Raw genomic sequence first — 17,022 nt, forward strand, 5'->3', positions numbered from 1 at the left:
TTGTGGCGTGCGTTGCTTCAGGCGGCGCCGGGCCGCCCCAAGCCGCCTGCGGCCCCCTTGGGGGGCAGCGAACCACACGCAGTGGGGAGCGTGGGGGCTTAGTCTTTGCCCGCTGCGACCAGCATGGCTTTGAATTCGTCTTTGGTCATGCCCGTCTGCTGCGCGCCGATGTCCTGCATGTCCAGCTTGAAGATGCCTGCGAACTTGGCCAGGTAGTAGGCGTTGCCGCCTGCGGCAATCAGCTGCAGCACGTTCTTGGCGCGGATGGCGGCAGCCTGCTGCTCGTTCAGGCCGTACTGCTTCATGTACGCCTCTTCGTCGTCCACAAAGGCCTTGCGGTTGGCCTCGTTGTTGAACGAGAAGCACATCTTGTTCAGCGCATAGCCCTTGCGGGCCTGGTCGCCATCGAACGGCGTGGTGCCGGGGATCGGGGGGTTGCGGGAAGGCAAGGAAGTCTCCGGGGCTTGATGTAAGTCAGCCCGCAGTGTCGCGACGGCATTGCCAAAGATGAAGGGGCCCAAGATCATCGAATGCATGAGCAAATTCGATGGATCACAGCTGGACGGGCACCTGCTGAAGCTGCTGCTGGCGGTGCTGGAGACGGGCAGCATCACGGCGGCGGCCGAGCGCTTGGGCGTCACCCAGTCGGCGGTGAGCCATTTGCTCCACAAGCTGCGCGCCATCACCGGCGACCCGCTGTTTGTGAAGCGCGGGCGCGGCATCGTGCCCACCGCACGCGCCGAGGCCCTGGCCCAGCCCGCGCGCGACATGTTGCGCCAGATGCAGCTCTTTGCCCAAGGGCCCCAGTTTGACCCGCAGGCCTGGCAGACCGAACTGACCATCGCTGCCAACGACTTCCAGCGCGACCTGGTGCTGCCCGCCCTCGCCGCACGCTTGCGGACCGCCGCGCCGGGCGTCACGCTGCGCATCGTGCCCAGCGGCGCGCCCAGCGCCGAACTGCTGCGCTCCGGCGCGTGCCAACTCGTCATCAGCCCCCGCCCGCCCGAGGGCACCGACATCGTGCAAAAGCGTTTGTTTGAAGACCAGTACCGCGTGTTCTACGACCCTGCGGTGCGTAACGCGCCGACCTCAGAGGCGGACTACCGGGCGGCCGACCACGCCACTGTGGCCTATGAGGCGCGCCGGGGGCTGGACCTGGACCGTCAGCTCGACGCGCGCGGTGTGCACCGCCGGGTGGTGGTGCGTGTGCCGGGCTTCGCTGCACTGCCCGCGTTTGTGCGGGGCACTTCGCTGCTCACCACGGCGCCGTCATTGATGGGGCGCACCGCATTGGCTGCGCTGGCGGGTGTGCCCGTACCGGTGGCCTGCCCCAGCCTGCCCATGTACCTGATCTGGCACATGCGCTACCAGCAAGACGCGGCACACCGCTGGCTGCGCGAGCAGATACAGGCGGTAGTCGGGCCCGCCATGGGGATGGGAGGCTAGGCCCGCTTTGCCAGCGCCCGCCGCAGCAGCCGCGACGCCCGTTCACGCAGTGGCGGCGAGGGATGGGCTACCGTCCGTGGGCTGGCCTTGGCCAGTTCGCAGGCAGACAGAAAATCCTCCAGGATCGCGGTGTCGTCCAGCGTGTCCGAGCCGACCTTGTGAAACTCGGGGTGCCACTGCGTGGCGGCGATGTAGCCACGCCCCGGTGCCGGTTGCAGGCGGATCGCTTCAGGCACGCCGTCGGGCTCACTCAGCGCTTCGACGACAAAGTCCGGCGCTACCCGCTTGATGCCCTGGTGGTGGATGCTGTTGACGCGTGCACGTGGTGTGTCCGGGTACAACTTGGCCAGGTGCGAGTCGGGCACGATGTGGATATCGTGAAAGTGCTGGTCGTACGTGCTGGCGTTGCGGTGTTGCTGCGCACCGGGGTGCTGGGTCTCGATGTCCTGGTACAGCGCGCCGCCAAAGGCCACGTTGATGAGCTGCAGGCCCCGGCACACGCCGAAGATGGGCTTGCCGACCTGGGCAAACGCCTTGACGACCGCCAGGTCGTACAGGTCGCGCACGCGGTCGCCCACCCACTCATCGCGCAGGGGCTCCTCGCCATAGTTGCCCGGCCACACATCGGCGCCACCGTGCATGACGATGCCGTCCAGCCACTCGGCATAGTGGTCGAGCGTCACGTCGCCGCGTGCCGTCTCGCCAGTGGGGCAGGGCACCATGACCACCATGGCCCCGGCCGACATGAGCCAGTGGGCAATGGACTGTTCGACGTACTGCAGGGTTTTGCCCTTGAACAGCGGGCGGGCGGGGTCGGCGTGTTGAAAGCAGGCAGACAGACCAATCTTGAGGCGGCGGGCGGCGGGCATGTTTGGAGGCTCCAGGCAACACGCGCGGGGCGTGTGATCAATGCAATCTTGGGTTACCAATTTGTAGCACCGCACCCGCGCCGCGTCTGTAGGAAGGGGCCGTGCGGGGCTGCGCTGGCGCTGTCGCCGGCGACGCAATGCTACGAAATGTGGCTTTCTTCATGAAAATGCAACCGCGCGGCGCGGGGCAAGAAGCTGTTTGAGGGGGTGGGCTCGCGATAATTTCTGCTCGCCGGGCGCCAGGGAGGTTGCGCCGGGTGGTGCCATTCCAGCCTTCTCCGAAAGCCCATGACATGTCCCACAAGAAGCATTGCCTACCCGCGCTCACGGCGCTGACCACGTTGACCGCTCTGGCCTGGCCGCTGTTGGCCCAGGCCGCCGTGCCCGCAGGTGCTGCCGCCGAGATCGTCAGTCTGCAGGGCACGGGCGACCAGCGCGCCGCCGCTGCGGCCGACTGGCAGCCGGCGCGCCAGGCCCAACCCCTGGCCACGGGTGACTTCGTGCGCACCCGGCAGGCTGCCAGGATGGCCCTGCTGTTTGCCGACGACACCCAGCTGCGCCTGCACCAGAACACGGTGCTGCAGGTCAAGGGCGTGGCCACACCGGCCCAGCCGGTGACCACGCTGCTGCTCAACGCCGGGAGGGCCTGGACGCAGACGCGCCGCGCCGACGGCTCCCGGCTGAACCTGGAGACCCCGGCTGCCACGGCGGCGATCCGGGGCACCGACTGGGACATCAGCGTGGAAGACGATGGCCGCACGTTGCTGACCGTGCTGTCGGGCACGGTGGAGTTTTCCAATGCGCAGGGGCAGGTGTCGGTGGGGGCCAACGAGGCCGCCTATGCCGAGGTGGGCAAGGCCCCGGTCAAGCTGGTGCTGAGCCAGCCGCGCGACCGCATCCAGTGGGTCAATGCCCTGCGTGCCGACCCGCTGCCGCACCTGGCCGCCGAGCCCGTGCCCGAAGCACTGGCCCCAGTGCGTGCCGCGCTGGTGGCCCGCGATTTGCCCGCAGCGCGCGCGGCGCTGGCGCAGGCACAAACATCTGGCAGCGCACCAGCACCCTGGGTGGCCGTGATGGAAACCGCCATCGCACTGCAGGCCGGTGACGTCCTCGCCGCGCGCGAACAATTGGCCCGCCAGGCAGCCACACCGGCGGCCCCGCTGCCGGTGTGGCTCATGCAGTCGGATGTGCAGCTCATGGACGGCGAAGCGCCCGCCGCGGTGGTCACATTGCGCACCGCCCTGCAGCGCTGGCCTGCGCACCCGGCCCTGGTGGCGCAGCTGGCCCGGGTACAACTGCTGAGCGACCGCGTGGACGAGGCCACCGCCACGCTGGCCCCGGCACAGGGCGCGGCGCACGCGGAGCTTGCGATGGTGCGCGCCGAGCTGGCCCGGCGCCGTGGCGATGCACCCGGCACGCTGGGTGCGTACACCGAGGCCACGCAGCTGGCGCCGCAAGACGCCCGGGGTTGGCAGGGCCTGGGCAGCGCCCACACCGAACGCGAAGATGCCCGCCCCGCCCGTGCCAACCTGCAGCAGGCGCTGGCCCTCTCGCCACAAAGCCCCGGCGCCTGGGGCGAACTGGGCACGCTGGAAACCTTTGCCAACCAGTTCACCGAGGCGGGCCAGGCCTTTGCCACCGCGCTGGGCGATAACCCGGCGGACTACGTGGCGCTCACGGGCCAGGGGCTGCTGCACCTCAAGCAGGGCCACCCGCAGGCGGCGCTGGATGCGTTCTTGCGCGCGGGCGTGATGGAGCCCCGCTATGCGCGCGCCAAGACCTGGACGGCCGTGGCGTACTACCAGCTGGGTCGCCACCAGGACGCACTGGCCACGCTGCACCAGGCGAGCAGCCTGGACGACAAGGACCCCGTGCCCTACATGCTGCTCGCACAGATCCACACCGACCTGTTCCAGCCCGGCGAAGCGGTGGAGGCGGCCCGCGCCGCCGTGGCGCGCATGCCGTACCTGAAGTCGCTCAACCAGGTCGCCAACGACCAGAAAGGCAGTGCCAACCTGGGCGCATCCATGGCCTTCTTTGGCATGGAAGACTGGGCGCTGGAGCTGGCGCAGCAGAGTTTTTATCCCTATTGGGGCGGTAGCCACCTGTTTCTGGCGGACCGGTATGCGGGCGAGTTCAACAAGAACTCCGCGCTGTTCCAGGGTTTTCTCACCGACCCCATGGCGTTTGGTGCGGCCCAGCGGTATTCGTCGCTGTTGCAGCAACCCGGGGCGCATGGGGCGGTGGGCGTAACGCTGGACCGCGACCAGTACCGCATGCGTGCCCCCGCGGTCACGCTCAACGGCATGGACAACAGCCGTGTGCCCGTGTCGTGGTTCTTCAAGGCGCAGTCGGCCAATGCCAGCGAGTTCCCGTTTGACCTCCAGGTCAACGATGCGCCTGCCGTGCGCGGTGGCTATGGCGACGTGCGCGCTCGGGCAGTCACGGTGGGGGCTGGCATGCAGCCCAACGAGCGCATCAACCTGTTTGCCTATGTGAACCAGTTCGACATGCGCCTGCGCAGCCAGAACCTGTTCGAGACGTCGATGGACAACACCAACACCCAGGGCGCCGTGGGCATGTCCTATCGCTGGGGGCCGACCGAACAGACCTGGGTCAAGCTGGGCCGCAGCGTGGAAAACATCCTGTTGCTGCGCTATCCCACCGTGTACCTGGAGCCGCCGTTTGTGAGCCTGATGGGTGTGAGCAGCGAGCCCAAGAAACAGATCAATGACCTGCAGCTGCGCCACACCGTGGACACCACGCCCGGGAGCCGATGGAGCGTGGCGCTGGAGCATGTGCGCGAGCGCCAGAACAACCTGATCGGTGGCGAGGCCGTGGTGGGCGCCGACATTCCCGGCGAGGGGCCCTATCGTGACTACCTGCTGGTAGGCGGCTACAACCATGTGGATCGGCGCTACACGGGCCTGACCCTGGCGACGACGCAGCGGCTGGACCCGGCGCTGAACCTGGACGCGGCGTTGGGGTTGCAGCAGATACGCCACCGCGTGGATGGCCTGACGCAAAGCTACCTGGTCGGGCTGGACCGATTTAGTGAGGTGGAGGCGCGTCGCGCCGAAATGGAGCGCGTCGTCACCCCCCGGGTAGGCATGGTGTGGCAACCCGCCGCAGGCACCACCGTGCGCATGGCCTACCAGGACTGGCTGCGGCCGCTCAGTGTTTCGACACTCACCAGTGTGGAGACAGCAGGCATTCCCGTTGAGGACCGGCTGGTCGAAGCCGGTGGCCGCCACAAGCGTACCGTGGCGCAATTGGGCATGGAGCTGGGGGCCAGCACCTTCCTCAGCCTGCGCGCAGACCACCTGCGGGTGCGCAACCCCGGCACGGTGGGCGTCGACCTGCGGACCCCGAGCCTGCCGTTCCTCGAAGAAATGCGCAACGTCCAGCTGGTCAACCTCTCCACCACCGACCTGCTGGAAGACACGCCCAGCTTTGACGCCGGCACCCTCAAGACCTTGGGCGCAGGCGTCAACCACATGTTCAGCCGGCGCTGGTCGGGCTATGCCAAATACCTCTACCAGGGCAGCGAAAGCCGCAGTTACGACACGGATGGGCTGGTGGGCCGGATTCCCTACATCCCGCGCCATACGGCCGTGCTGGGTGCCACCTGGGTCAGTCCGCAGCGGTTTTACGTCAGTGGCCGTGCGGTGTACCGGTCGGAGCGTTTTGAAGACAAGGAAAACCTCACGCGCATGGCGCCGGGTTGGGGCCTGGACCTGATGGGGTTCTGGGAATCGCAGGACAAACACTGGGTGGTGGGCGTGGCCGCATTGAACCTGTGGGCGCCGAAGTCAGACCGCAGAAAGACCCGGTATGTCCTGGACGCGCGCTACCGTTTCTGATTCCGTATCGCCAGCGGTCCGGCGCCAGCAACAGTTCTATGCGCTGGCAGCTTGCGCGCTGGCGTTGCTGCTGGTGGGGGCGGCCACGTTCAGCCGCACCTGGCACGCGCTGGAGTTCAAGACCTTCGACGTGCTCACGGCCTGGACTGCGCCACAGCGCACGGCACTGCCCGTGGTGATCCTGGCGATTGACGAACCCACGTTCCAGGAGCTGCAGCACACCTGGCCCTTCCCGCGCAGCGTGCATGCAGCGCTCTTGCAGCGTTTGCACGACGAGGGCGCCGCGGCCATAGGCCTGGACATCGTGTTCGCCGACCCGTCTACCGAGGCCGAGGATGCATCGCTCGCGCAGGCCATCGCAGAGACCGGCCCCGTGGTGCTGGCCGCCACGCGCGAAAAGATCGACAGCAGCAACGCTGCACTGTGGCTGGACGTGATGCCCCTGCAGCGGTTCCTGGACGCCGGGGCCGATGCGGGCGATGCGGGGGTGGAGCCCGACGACGACTTCGTGGTGCGCCGCGTTCCCGTGGCACGCGAGAGTTTTGCCCTGCGGCTGGCGCAGCGCGCGGCCGAGGCGCGCGGCAAGATGCCGGTGCTGCGCCACTTCGACTGGATCGGCTACCGGGGCCCGCGCGGCACGTTTGACACGCGCTCGTACTACCAGGCGCTGGAGCCGGGCCTGCTGCCCGCAGGTTTTTTCAAGAACAAGATCGTGCTGGTGGGGCGGTCTGCGCGCACCGCGACCGAGTTGTCGCGGTCGCAGGCCGACCTGTTCAATTCACCGTTTGGCACCGCAGGGGGCGAGCGCCTGTTTCCTGGGGTGGAGCTCCAGGCCACGCTGGTGGACAACTACCTCACCGGCGGTGGGCTGCGCAGCGTTTCGGACGGCTGGACGCTGGCGCTCGTGGTGCTGCTGGTGCCTTTGCTGCTGTGGGGTAACCGCAGACTGCACCCAGCGGGCGCCGCGGCGCTGGCAGCAGCGCTGGTGGCGGCAATAGCGGGGGCCTCGTGGTGGCTGTTTGGGCGTTTTCAGCTGTGGTGGCCCCCATTGCTGCCTGCGGCGGCAGCGGTGGCGGTCTGCGGCGCAGCGGCGCTGGCGGGCTATGCCTTTGTGCGCCGGCGCGCGCGCCAGACGCGGGCGATGTTTGCGCAGTACGTGCCGCCTGCCGTGGTCTCGCGCCTCATTGCGCAGCCTGATCTGATGCGCCTGGGCGGCGAGGCGCGCGAGGTCACGCTCATGTTCACCGACCTGGCCAACTTCACCACCCTGTCGGAGCAGCTGAGCGCCGAGCAGACGGTAGAGGTGCTCACCGCGTACTTCAACGCCATGACACCCATCGTGCATGCCACGGGCGGCACGGTGGACAAGTTCATTGGCGACGCGGTGATGGCCTTCTGGGGGGCGCCGCTCGACGACCCGCAGCACGCCGAACATGCCGTGGCCGCCGCCGTCGCCATGCAGCAGGCCATGGCGGTACTGGTGGCCGACCTGCGTGCGCGGGGCCTGCCGCCCATCCACATGCGCATTGGCCTGCACACGGGGCGTGTGGTGGTGGGCAACGTGGGTTCGGAGCAGCGCTTTTCGTACACCGCGATTGGTGATGCCGTGAACCTGGCCGCCCGGCTGGAGGGTGCCAACAAGGCGTTTGGCACCGGCATCTTGTTGTCGGCCGCCACCGCAGCCCAACTGCCGCCCACGGTGTTGCTGCGCGCGCTCGATGATGTGGTCGTGAAGGGAAAAACCGAGCCCGTGCGTGTGTTCACACCGTGTGACGATGCCGCTGTGCGGGATGCCAGTCTGGCCGCGCTCAATGCCTTCCACGCGCGCGATTGGGACGGTGCCAGCGGCTATCTGGCGCAGGTGCTGGCACGCGTGCCTGGGGATGCGGCGGCGCTGCGCCTGCAGCAGCGCGTGGCAGAGGCGCGCGCCTTACCCGTTGGCAGCGACTGGTCGCCCGCCGTGGCGCTGGACAAGTTGTGAGGATGTTTTGACATGTGTTTACCGGGGTCAAGGCCTGCGGTGCCATCATGGACCCCTGAGCAACGTCATCTGAAAGGAATCCTGATGCAAGTACAAGTCAACACCGACGACCACATCCATGGCGGCGAGTCGCTCGCGCAATGGATCACCGACGAGTCCAAGAGCCGGCTGTCGCGCTTTCAGGACCACGTCACGCGGCTGGAGGTGTTTCTGTCGGATCTGGACGCGGGCAAGTCCGGCGCCAACGACAAGCGCTGCCGCATCGAAGCCCGCGTGACCGGCCGCCAGCCCGTTACCGTGACCGACGAAGCCGACAAGATGGCCAACGCCTTCATCGGCGCCGCCGACAAGCTGGCCCGCGCCCTCGATACCGACCTGGGCCGCGCCAAGGACCGCCACGGCCGCGACACCATCCGGACTGCGGTGGAAGAGTAAAATTTGAATGAAATTGGCCGCTGGCGCTTGATGAATATGCGCTAGCAGCTATAAATTCAGGAGTAATTCGGCCCAGCTCCAGCGCGCCATCGCGTGAACCTAGCGCGCCCCACGCGAAGGATGCCGAGCAAGGGCTGCCCCGCAGCGCGGGCGTCGTCCCCCTTCAGGGGCTGAGGGCTGCGGCTCTGGGCCTGCCTGTGCAGGCCTGGACGAGCCCGAAGAGCCGCCGACTCTGGCGGCGGCACCGAGGTGCTGCAGGCGACTCAGGGGGTGTTCAATTTCACAAATCCAGTACGAGCAGCTTGCTGCGCGCGCGCGAGCAGCAGGGCATGAACTGTTCGTTGGCGGCCTTTTCTTCGTCCGTCAGGTACATATCGCGGTGGTCCACCTCGCCCTCCAGCACCCGGGTAAGGCAGGTGCCACACACGCCCTGCTCGCAAGAGGTCAGGATGTCGATGCCTTCACCGCGCAGGGCTTCCACCACCGACACATCGGGCGCGATGGCGTAGACCTTGCCGGTGCTGGCAATACGCACTTCAAAGCCCTGGTCGCCCGAGGTGTCCTGTGCCGGCGCGCCAAAGTACTCCAGGTGAATGTGGTCCTGCGCCCAGCCCATGGCCTTGGCGGTGTTCACCACATGGTCGATGAAACCCGCCGGGCCACACACATACAGGCGCTTGTCCGGGCCGGGCGCGGCCAGCACGGCGGCCAGGTCCAGCTTCTGCTCGGGTGTTCCTGCATCGAAATGGAAGTGCACACGCGGCGCCATGGGTGATGCGGCGATTTCGCCCGCGAATGCCGTGCGTTCGGCAGAGCGCGTGCAGTAGTGCAGCGCAAAGTCGGCGCCGGTGCGGGCCAGCCGGTCTGCCATGCACAGCAGGGGTGTCACGCCGATGCCGCCCGCCAGCAGCACCGTGCGCTGCGCCGGGTGCAGCGCAAAGTGGTTGCGGGGCGTGCTGATGGTGATCACGTCGCCCTCGTGCACGCTGTCGTGCATGGCGACCGAGCCACCGCGCGACGCCGGGTCGCGCAGTACGGCAATGCGGTAGCGGTGTGACTCGTGCGAGGCGTTGCACAGCGAATACTGCCGCGTCAGACCACCAGGCAGATGCACATCGATGTGCGAGCCTGCGCTGAACGGCGGCAGCGCGGCGCCGTCCACGCGCGCCAGCTCAAAGCTGGCGATGCCATCGGCCTCGGCCTGCTTTCTGACGACGCGGACCTGGAGTGTTTCCTGCGCGGTCATGCGGCCACCACCTGTTGCGGCTCAGGTGCGCGCTCGGCGGCGATGACGCGGTCGAGCACCTTGCGTGACTGCACGCCACCGGCGTCGATGTTGAGCATGAGCAGCTTGCGTTCGGGGTAGCGCAGCAGGTTCTGCTGCTGCATCTCCAGCATTTCCTGGTCCTCGGCAAAAATCTTGCCCTGGCCTTCGCGGATTTGGGTCGTCAGTGAAGGGTCTTGGGGTTTGAAGTTTCGCGCCATGCCCCAGAAGTAGTGGATGGAGGTCTCGGTCTCGGGCGTGATGAAGTCCACCACGATGCTCGATGCCTTCTTGTCGGCCGGCGCGTCGTAGCCGCCGTGGCCGGCCAGCGCCACGCCCACCTCGATCAGCACATGGCTGGGCGGCGTGAAGTGGCAGATCTGCCAGCGGTCCACCAGCTGGTCGTCGGGCAGGCCGTTCATGCGCAGCGCCATCTTCCAGAAGGGAGGGGCTTCGATGCCTTCCATGAAGCGGCTGGTGATGACCTCATCCCCCTCCACACGGGTCTTGCAGGGCACCTCGTCGATCTCTTTTTGGCCGATGCTGGTGGAGTGCACGTAGGTCTCGTGCGTGAGGTCCATCAGGTTATCGACCATCAGGCGGTAGTCGCAGGCAATGTGGTACAGCCCGCCGCCATAGGCCCACTCGGGGTTGTCGGCCCAGTGCAGGTGGTGGATCTTGGCGGGGTCGGCCTGTGCGGCATCACCGGGCCACACCCAGATGAAGCCGTAGCGCTCGACCGCCGGAAAGCTGCGCGTCTTGGGAAAGCCCTGCACACGCTGTCCGGGCATGGACACGGACTTGCCGGTGCATTCCACGCGCAGGCCGTGGTAGCCGCATTGCAAGTGGCCGTCACACACGCTGCCCAGCGACAGCGGAGCACCCCGGTGAGGGCAGAAGTCATCCAGCGCGGCGACCTGGTCGGGCGCAGGGCGGTAGAACACCATTTTTTCGCCGCAAATCGTGCGGCCCAGGGGCTTGTCGGCGATCTCGTCGGGTGTGCAGGCTACGTACCAGGTGTTTTTAGGAAACATGGTTGTCTCTCTCCGTGGGGTGGATGTGGTCGTCGCAGGCTTGGTATACAGCCAGCCGGCAGATCGCGTGTTTCGTGGGCTGATTGTGCGAAAAAGTGGAATTTGTGTATACATAGAAAAGGCATAAAACAGTTATTGCACTTTGGTATATCTTGTAAGTTGTTGTTTTGTATGGTGATCATGGATTTTGAGATGGATGTGCAGTGGATTTGTGTATACATTGCTGCCAGCCGTGCCACACACCCGCCTTGTTTCTGCCCCGCACCGTTCCCCCTGCCCACGCCACCCACCATGAACCCTCCCGAACCCCTGGTCGCAGCCTCTTTGGGCGAGGCGGCCGAAGCTGGTACGTCCCAGGCCGTCAAGGCGCAGCTGCGGCTGCGCGAGATGATCCTGGCGGGCGAACTGCCTGGCGGCGCGCGCATTGCAGAGCTGACCCTGGTCGAAAAGCTGGGCGTTTCGCGCACGCCCATCCGCGCGGCGCTGATGCGGCTGGAGCAGGAGGGCCTGCTGCACCGGCTGCCCGGCGGGGGCTATGCCGTGCGCACGTTTTCCGAGACCGATGTGGCCGATGCCATCGAACTGCGCGGCACCATGGAGGGGCTGGCCGCGCGCCTGGCGGCAGAGCGCGGTGTGGAGCCGGCGGTGCTGGCCGAGGCCCATGCCTGCCTGGACGCGATTGACGCCACGCTGAGCCCGCCCACGTTGAATGACGAGGGTTTTTCGCGCTATGTGGAGCTCAACGCACTTTTTCACCGGCTGCTCAGCCGCATGGTGGGCAGTGATGTGGTGGCCCGCGAGTTGGACCGGGTCAAGGGCCTGCCGTTTGCATCGCCATCGGCCTTTGTGGTGGTGCAGACCCATTCACCGCAAGCGCGCGACATGCTGGTGGTGGCGCAGGACCAGCACCGCCAGGCGCTTGACGCCATCGAGCGGCGCGAAGGCGCGCGGGCCGAGGCCATCATGCGCGAACATTCGCGCATCACCCGGCGCAACCTGCTGGCCGCCGTCCAGGCATCCCAGGGGCAGGGTCTGCCCGGGGTGCAACTGATCCGCTAGCGCCTCTGTACGAATCGAGCGTGGGTGTGGGCTGCGGATCAGGATGGGCTGCAGGGCGAAAACCGCGGTGATCGGATCGCCTGAGCCGTTGCGAGGCATTGGCAATGCCGCAGGTCGCCTGGGACCGCAGATCCGCACGCCCGTGGGATGCGCGCAGAGGCTTCCTGGTGCGCATAACCCCGCGCCTGGCGGGGTGCGGCTATGCCGTTTTGGGATACCTGAATGCTCGAATTCTCGCTTGTGAAATAACGCGGGCCACGCCAAACTCCCTCCAGCATTTTTCTGTATACAACGACATCCACAGGAGACAACGATGCAAAAACGCCGCCTTCTTCGCGCCTCGGCCGCCGCCGCCGTGGCCCTTTCCGCGGGCCTCCTGGCCGCAGTGCCCGCATCGGCGCAGGACAACGTCTTCAAGATCGGCCTGATCCTGCCCATGACGGGCCAGCAAGCCACCACTGGCCGCCAGATCGAGGCCGCTGCCCGCCTCTACATGGCGCAAAACGGTGACACCGTGGCGGGCAAGAAGGTGCAGCTCATCATCAAGGACGACACCAGCCTGCCCGACGTGACGCGCCGCCTGGCCCAGGAACTGGTGGTGAACGAAAAGGTCAACGTGCTCGCCGGCATGGGTATCACGCCCTCGGCCATGGCCACCGCGCCCTTGGCCACGCAGTCCAAGACCCCGCTGGTGGTGATGGCCGCCGCCACGTCCAGCATCACCGAGGCATCGCCGTATGTGGTGCGCACCAGCTTTACGCTGCCCCAGGTGTCCGTGGCCTTGGCCGACTGGGCGCCCAAGAACGGCATCAAGAAGGTGGTGACCCTGGTCAGCGACTACGGCCCGGGTATCGATGCCGAGAAGTATTTCAACCAGCGCCTGACCTTCAACGGCGGCCAGGTCACCGAAGCCCTGCGCGTGCCGCTGCGCAACCCTGACTTCGCCCCTTTCCTGCAAAAAGTGCGCGATGCGAAGCCCGATGCGCTGTTCGTCTTTGTGCCTTCGGGCGCAGGGGCGGCCGTGATGAAGCAGTTCCTGGAGCGCGGCATGGACAAGGCCGGCATCAAGCTCATCGCCACCGGCGATGTGACCGATGACGATCAACTGAACGACATGGGTGATGGCGCCTTGGGCGTGGTCACGTCGCACCACTACTCGGCCGCACACCCCTCGCCGCTGAACAAGAAGTTTGTCGAGGCTTTCGAGAAGGCCAACAAGGGCCTGCGCCCCAACTTCATGGCCGTGGGCGGCTACGACGGCATGCGCGTCATCTATGAAGCGCTCAAGGCCACCAAGGGTGCGGGCGGCGGTGATGCACTGCTGACCGCCATGAAGGGCCAGATCTTCGAGAGCCCCCGCGGCCCCGTGTTCATCGATGCACAGACCCGTGACATTGTGCAGAACGTGTACCTGCGCAAGGTGGAGCGTGTGAACGGCCAGCTGTACAACGTGGAATTCGACGTCATCAAGGACGTGAAGGACCCCGGAAAAACGAAGTAACCCCCTGAGGCGCTGCGCGCCTTCCCCCTACAGGGGGACGCCGCCAGTGCGGCGGGGCGGCCCTTGCACGGCGACCCTCGCCTGGGGCGCGCCGGTTGCGAGGGGCGGTGGCCTTCCTCCATCCGTTCGGGCTGAGCCTGTCGAAGCCGGGCGTGCAGGTTGAGCGCTCAGCCTTGGTGATTCGCCCCAATTCCACAGCCCTGGGCACTGTGGGCCTTTTTTGTCTTCAATGAAGTGATTTCATGCTGACCATTCTTTTCGACGGCGTTGCCTACGGCATGCTGCTGTTCATCCTAGCGGTGGGGTTGGCCGTGACCATGGGGCTGATGAATTTCATCAACCTTGCGCACGGCGCCTTTGCCATGGCGGGGGGCTACATCACCGTGTTGCTCATGCAGCGCCTGGACGTGCCCTTCCTGGTCTGCCTGCCGCTGGCCTTTTTGGGCTCGGCGTTGTTGGGTGGCGTGCTGGAGCGTACGTTGTACCGGCCGCTCTACCACAAGGCCCACCTGGACCAGGTGCTGTTTTCCATCGGCCTGGTGTTCATGGCGGTGGCCAGCGTGGACTACTTTGTGGGCTCCACGCAGCAGATCATGCAGCTGCCCGAATGGCTCAAGGGCCGCACCGAGATTGGCGAGGGTGCGCTGATGCTGGGCATGGGCCACTATCGGTTGTTCATCATCGCAGTGTGTGCGGCGCTTACCATCGCACTGCAGTACGTGTTGACAAAAACCCGCTTCGGCAGCCGTCTGCGCGCCAGCGTGGATGACCAGCGCGTGGCCGCTGGCATGGGCATCAACGTGAACATCGTGTTCCTGTCCACCTTTGCGTTCGGCTCGGGCCTCGCTGGCCTGGGGGGTGCGCTGGGCGCCGAGGTGCTGGGGCTCGACCCGAGCTTTCCGCTCAAGTTCATGATCTATTTTCTGATCGTGGTGGCGGTGGGCGGCACCTCGTCCATCACCGGCCCGCTGCTGGCCGCGCTGCTGCTGGGCATTGCCGATGTGGCGGGCAAGTACTACATCCCCAAGCTGGGCGCTTTCATTGTGTACAGCCTCATGATCCTGATCCTCATCTGGCGCCCCCAAGGCCTCTTTGTACGCAAGGGAGGCAAATGATGGCGAACCCGCAAAACACCTTGTTGCAAGCGCGCCGCTTCCGCTGGTGGGAGCCCGTGCTCTGGCTGCTGGCCTTCGTGGCGCCGCTGGCACTGCCCAGCCATGCACTCATCATCAACGAGATCGCCATCGTCGCGCTGTTTGCCCTGTCGCTGGACCTGATCCTGGGCTACACCGGCATCGTCTCGCTGGGCCATGCGGCCTTCTTCGGGCTGGGCGGCTATGCAGCGGCGCTGTTTGCCAAACATGTGATGCCCGATCCGCTGGTCGGCCTGGCCGTGGGCATTGCTGCGGCCACAGTGCTGGGCGCCGTGGCGTCGCTCACCATCATGCGCGGCACCGATCTCACCCGCCTCATGGTCACGCTGGGCGTGGGCCTGGTGATGCTGGAGCTGGCCAACAAGCTCGACTGGCTGACCGGCGGCGCCGATGGCCTGCAGGGAGTGGTCATGGGCCCCGTGCTCGGAAAATTTGATTTCGACCTCTACGGCCGCACTGCTGCCTGGTATTCGCTTACCGTGCTGCTGGTGTTCTTTTTGATCGCTCGGCGTATCGTGCAATCGCCGTTTGGTGCCACGCTCAAGGCCATCCGCGACAACCGGCTGCGCGCCATGGCCATCGGCATCCCGGTCACGGCCAAACTTGCTCAGGTGTATACGCTGGCCGCCGCGCTGGCCGGGGCTGCAGGCGCGCTGCTCACGCAGACCACGGGCTTTGCCTCGCTCGACCTGTTCGAATTCCACCGCTCGGCCGATGTGATGCTGATCCTCGTGATCGGCGGCGTGGGATGGCTCTACGGCGGCATCCTGGGCGCTATTGGCTTCAAGCTGCTGCAGGACGTGATCTCGTCGGTCACGCCCCAGTACTGGACGTTCTGGATCGGCCTGTTCCTGGTGGTGCTGGTGCTGGTGGGGCGCGAACGGCTATTTCGTCCCTGGACGTGGTTCGGGAGAAACGCATGAACACCGATAACACCACCGTGCTCTCCGCGCAGGGGCTCGTCATGCGATTTGGCGGCATCACAGCCACCAACAACGTCACGCTGAATCTGAAAAAGGGCGCACGCCATGCGCTGATCGGCCCCAACGGTGCGGGCAAGACCACGCTCATCAACCTGCTGACCGGCGTGCTGGAGCCCACCGAAGGCTCGATCACGTTGGAAGGCCAGGACATCACCCGCCTTGCGCCGCACCAACGGGTGCAGCGCGGCATGGTGCGCACGTTCCAGATCAACCAGCTGTTCGACACCCTCACGCCGCTGGAGACGCTGGCGCTCACCGTGTCGCAACAGCAAGGCCTGGGCGGCAAATGGTGGCAACCGCTGGGTGCGCGCAAGGCCGTCACCGAGCGCTGCGAGCAGCTGTTGGAGCAGTTCCACCTCACCTCGGTGATGGCCGAGGAAACGCGCGTGCTGGCCTACGGCAAGCGCCGCCTGCTGGAGATCGCGATTGCCCTGGCCTGTGAGCCGCGCGTGCTGCTGCTGGATGAGCCCGTGGCCGGCGTGCCTGCGGGGGAGCGTGAGGAACTGCTGCAGACCGTGGCAGCCCTGCCCGCCGATGTCTCGGTGCTTTTGATCGAACACGATATGGACCTGGTTTTCAGCTTCGCCAACCGCATGACGGTGCTGGTCAACGGCACCGTGCTTACCGAGGGCGACCCGGACACCATTGCGAACGACCCGCAGGTGAAGGCCGTGTATCTGGGACACGGGGAGGACGCCCATGTCTGAACTCTTGCGCATCGAGGGCCTGAGTGCGGGCTATGGCGAGGCCGTGGTGCTGCAAGGCATTTCACTGGCCCTGCCCGAGGGCGACACACTGGCCCTGCTGGGCCGCAATGGCACAGGCAAGACCACGCTCATCAACACGCTGGCCGGGGCCACGCGCCAGCATGCGGGCAGCGTGAGCCTGGGCGGCGTGGCGCTGCACAAGCTGCCGTCGCACGAGCGCGCAGCCGCCGGTATTGGCTGGGTGCCGCAAGAGCGCAATATCTTCAAGTCGCTCACGGTGCACGAGAACCTCACGGCCGTGGCGCGCCCCGGCCGCAAGGGCTCCAGCGCCCGGCCCTGGACGCCTGAGCGCGTGTACGAAATGTTCCCGCGCCTGGCCGAGCGCAAGACCAACCTGGGCACACAGCTGTCGGGGGGCGAGCAGCAGATGCTGGCCGTGGGCCGCGCGTTGGTGCTCAACCCCCGCCTGCTGCTGCTGGATGAGCCGCTCGAAGGCCTCGCGCCCATCATCGTGGAAGAGCTGCTGCGCGCCATCCGCCGCATCACGCGCGAAGAGGGTCTCTCGGCCATCATCGTGGAGCAGCATCCGCAGGCCATCCTGGCCATCTCAGACCGCGCCGCCGTGCTGGACCGGGGCACGGTGGTGCACACCGGCACGGCCGCCGAGCTGAGTGCGCAGCCCGAGTTGCTCGACCGCCTGCTGGGCGTGGCAAGGTAGCGGTCACC

At 66.5% G+C, this 17,022-nt stretch carries 14 protein-coding genes; 10 read left to right on the forward strand and 4 right to left on the reverse strand.

The annotated features are described in order from the left end of the window. Positions 1-98 precede the first annotated feature (98 nt). Positions 99-449: a protocatechuate 4,5-dioxygenase subunit alpha gene (locus IB243_RS12185; protein ID WP_192427256.1), complete on the reverse strand. Its 351-nt coding sequence runs from the start codon at positions 447-449 to the stop codon at positions 99-101. Positions 450-534: 85 nt separating this feature from the next. Here IB243_RS12185 and IB243_RS12190 point away from each other — a divergent pair, with 85 nt between their 5' ends. Further along, the gene (locus tag IB243_RS12190; protein WP_225584903.1) at positions 535-1,446 is read left to right on the forward strand and encodes a LysR family transcriptional regulator; all 912 of its coding nucleotides are present in this window, start codon (positions 535-537) and stop codon (positions 1,444-1,446) included. Here the strand turns inward: IB243_RS12190 and IB243_RS12195 are convergent. Continuing rightward, on the reverse strand, positions 1,443-2,315 hold the full coding sequence (locus IB243_RS12195; protein ID WP_192427259.1) for a gamma-glutamyl-gamma-aminobutyrate hydrolase family protein: 873 nt from the start codon (positions 2,313-2,315) through the stop codon (positions 1,443-1,445). The two genes, IB243_RS12190 and IB243_RS12195, sit on opposite strands and share 4 nt — an antisense overlap. 293 nt (positions 2,316-2,608) lie before the next feature. On the opposite strand from IB243_RS12195, the gene IB243_RS12200 reads away from it, so the two are divergent. The 3 genes from IB243_RS12200 to IB243_RS12210 all read left to right on the forward strand — a co-directional run bounded on the left by IB243_RS12200 (position 2,609) and on the right by IB243_RS12210 (position 8,594). Beyond that, the gene (locus tag IB243_RS12200; protein WP_192427261.1) at positions 2,609-6,178 is read left to right on the forward strand and encodes a TonB-dependent receptor domain-containing protein; all 3,570 of its coding nucleotides are present in this window, start codon (positions 2,609-2,611) and stop codon (positions 6,176-6,178) included. Next, entirely contained in the window at positions 6,150-8,159 is a 2,010-nt protein-coding gene (locus tag IB243_RS12205) for a CHASE2 domain-containing protein (protein WP_192427263.1), read from the forward strand. The genes IB243_RS12200 and IB243_RS12205 overlap by 29 nt, the downstream gene beginning before the upstream one ends. An 84-nt stretch (positions 8,160-8,243) precedes the next feature. After that, positions 8,244-8,594, forward strand: a complete 351-nt coding sequence (locus IB243_RS12210) for an HPF/RaiA family ribosome-associated protein (protein WP_010464369.1) — start codon at positions 8,244-8,246, stop codon at positions 8,592-8,594. 280 nt (positions 8,595-8,874) lie between these two features. Here the strand turns inward: IB243_RS12210 and IB243_RS12215 are convergent, their stop codons facing one another. Together IB243_RS12215 and IB243_RS12220 are read right to left on the reverse strand one after the other, a co-directional pair. Next, a complete protein-coding gene (locus IB243_RS12215) occupies positions 8,875-9,840 on the reverse strand; it encodes a PDR/VanB family oxidoreductase (protein ID WP_192427265.1) in 966 nt (321 codons plus the stop codon). Continuing rightward, the gene (locus tag IB243_RS12220; RefSeq protein ID WP_192427267.1) at positions 9,837-10,892 is read right to left on the reverse strand and encodes an aromatic ring-hydroxylating dioxygenase subunit alpha; all 1,056 of its coding nucleotides are present in this window, start codon (positions 10,890-10,892) and stop codon (positions 9,837-9,839) included. The genes IB243_RS12215 and IB243_RS12220 overlap by 4 nt, the downstream gene beginning before the upstream one ends. A 291-nt stretch (positions 10,893-11,183) precedes the next feature. Between IB243_RS12220 and IB243_RS12225 the strand changes: the two genes are divergently transcribed. The 6 genes from IB243_RS12225 to IB243_RS12250 all read left to right on the forward strand — a co-directional run bounded on the left by IB243_RS12225 (position 11,184) and on the right by IB243_RS12250 (position 17,014). Then, positions 11,184-11,951 (forward strand): GntR family transcriptional regulator, encoded by a 768-nt coding sequence (locus tag IB243_RS12225; RefSeq protein ID WP_057227382.1) that lies wholly within the window; start codon positions 11,184-11,186, stop codon positions 11,949-11,951. A gap of 313 nt (positions 11,952-12,264) precedes the next feature. After that, positions 12,265-13,452, forward strand: coding sequence for an ABC transporter substrate-binding protein (locus tag IB243_RS12230; protein ID WP_057227380.1), 1,188 nt, complete (start codon positions 12,265-12,267; stop codon positions 13,450-13,452). 242 nt (positions 13,453-13,694) lie between these two features. Beyond that, positions 13,695-14,567 (forward strand): branched-chain amino acid ABC transporter permease, encoded by an 873-nt coding sequence (locus IB243_RS12235; protein ID WP_010464364.1) that lies wholly within the window; start codon positions 13,695-13,697, stop codon positions 14,565-14,567. After that, entirely contained in the window at positions 14,567-15,529 is a 963-nt protein-coding gene (locus IB243_RS12240) for a branched-chain amino acid ABC transporter permease (protein WP_192427269.1), read from the forward strand. Before IB243_RS12235 ends, IB243_RS12240 begins: the two co-directional genes overlap by 1 nt. Continuing rightward, positions 15,526-16,296, forward strand: a complete 771-nt coding sequence (locus IB243_RS12245) for an ABC transporter ATP-binding protein (protein ID WP_057227378.1) — start codon at positions 15,526-15,528, stop codon at positions 16,294-16,296. Before IB243_RS12240 ends, IB243_RS12245 begins: the two co-directional genes overlap by 4 nt. Then, positions 16,289-17,014 (forward strand): ABC transporter ATP-binding protein, encoded by a 726-nt coding sequence (locus tag IB243_RS12250; RefSeq protein ID WP_010464360.1) that lies wholly within the window; start codon positions 16,289-16,291, stop codon positions 17,012-17,014. Before IB243_RS12245 ends, IB243_RS12250 begins: the two co-directional genes overlap by 8 nt. Positions 17,015-17,022: the final 8 nt, after the last annotated feature.

Origin of the sequence: Acidovorax sp. ACV01 (genome assembly GCF_014851495.1) — a bacterium.
Taxonomy (GTDB): Bacteria; Pseudomonadota; Gammaproteobacteria; order Burkholderiales; family Burkholderiaceae_C; genus Acidovorax; species Acidovorax radicis.

Coding starts and splice junctions, on each gene's coding strand:
- IB243_RS12190 (WP_225584903.1), top strand. CDS start 535: ATGAGCAAATTCGATGGATCACAGCTGGACGGGCACCTGCTGAAGCTG.
- IB243_RS12195 (WP_192427259.1), bottom strand. CDS start 2,315: ATGCCCGCCGCCCGCCGCCTCAAGATTGGTCTGTCTGCCTGCTTTCAA.
- IB243_RS12200 (WP_192427261.1), top strand. CDS start 2,609: ATGTCCCACAAGAAGCATTGCCTACCCGCGCTCACGGCGCTGACCACG.
- IB243_RS12205 (WP_192427263.1), top strand. CDS start 6,150: ATGTCCTGGACGCGCGCTACCGTTTCTGATTCCGTATCGCCAGCGGTC.
- IB243_RS12210 (WP_010464369.1), top strand. CDS start 8,244: ATGCAAGTACAAGTCAACACCGACGACCACATCCATGGCGGCGAGTCG.
- IB243_RS12215 (WP_192427265.1), bottom strand. CDS start 9,840: ATGACCGCGCAGGAAACACTCCAGGTCCGCGTCGTCAGAAAGCAGGCC.
- IB243_RS12220 (WP_192427267.1), bottom strand. CDS start 10,892: ATGTTTCCTAAAAACACCTGGTACGTAGCCTGCACACCCGACGAGATC.
- IB243_RS12225 (WP_057227382.1), top strand. CDS start 11,184: ATGAACCCTCCCGAACCCCTGGTCGCAGCCTCTTTGGGCGAGGCGGCC.
- IB243_RS12230 (WP_057227380.1), top strand. CDS start 12,265: ATGCAAAAACGCCGCCTTCTTCGCGCCTCGGCCGCCGCCGCCGTGGCC.
- IB243_RS12235 (WP_010464364.1), top strand. CDS start 13,695: ATGCTGACCATTCTTTTCGACGGCGTTGCCTACGGCATGCTGCTGTTC.
- IB243_RS12240 (WP_192427269.1), top strand. CDS start 14,567: ATGGCGAACCCGCAAAACACCTTGTTGCAAGCGCGCCGCTTCCGCTGG.
- IB243_RS12245 (WP_057227378.1), top strand. CDS start 15,526: ATGAACACCGATAACACCACCGTGCTCTCCGCGCAGGGGCTCGTCATG.
- IB243_RS12250 (WP_010464360.1), top strand. CDS start 16,289: ATGTCTGAACTCTTGCGCATCGAGGGCCTGAGTGCGGGCTATGGCGAG.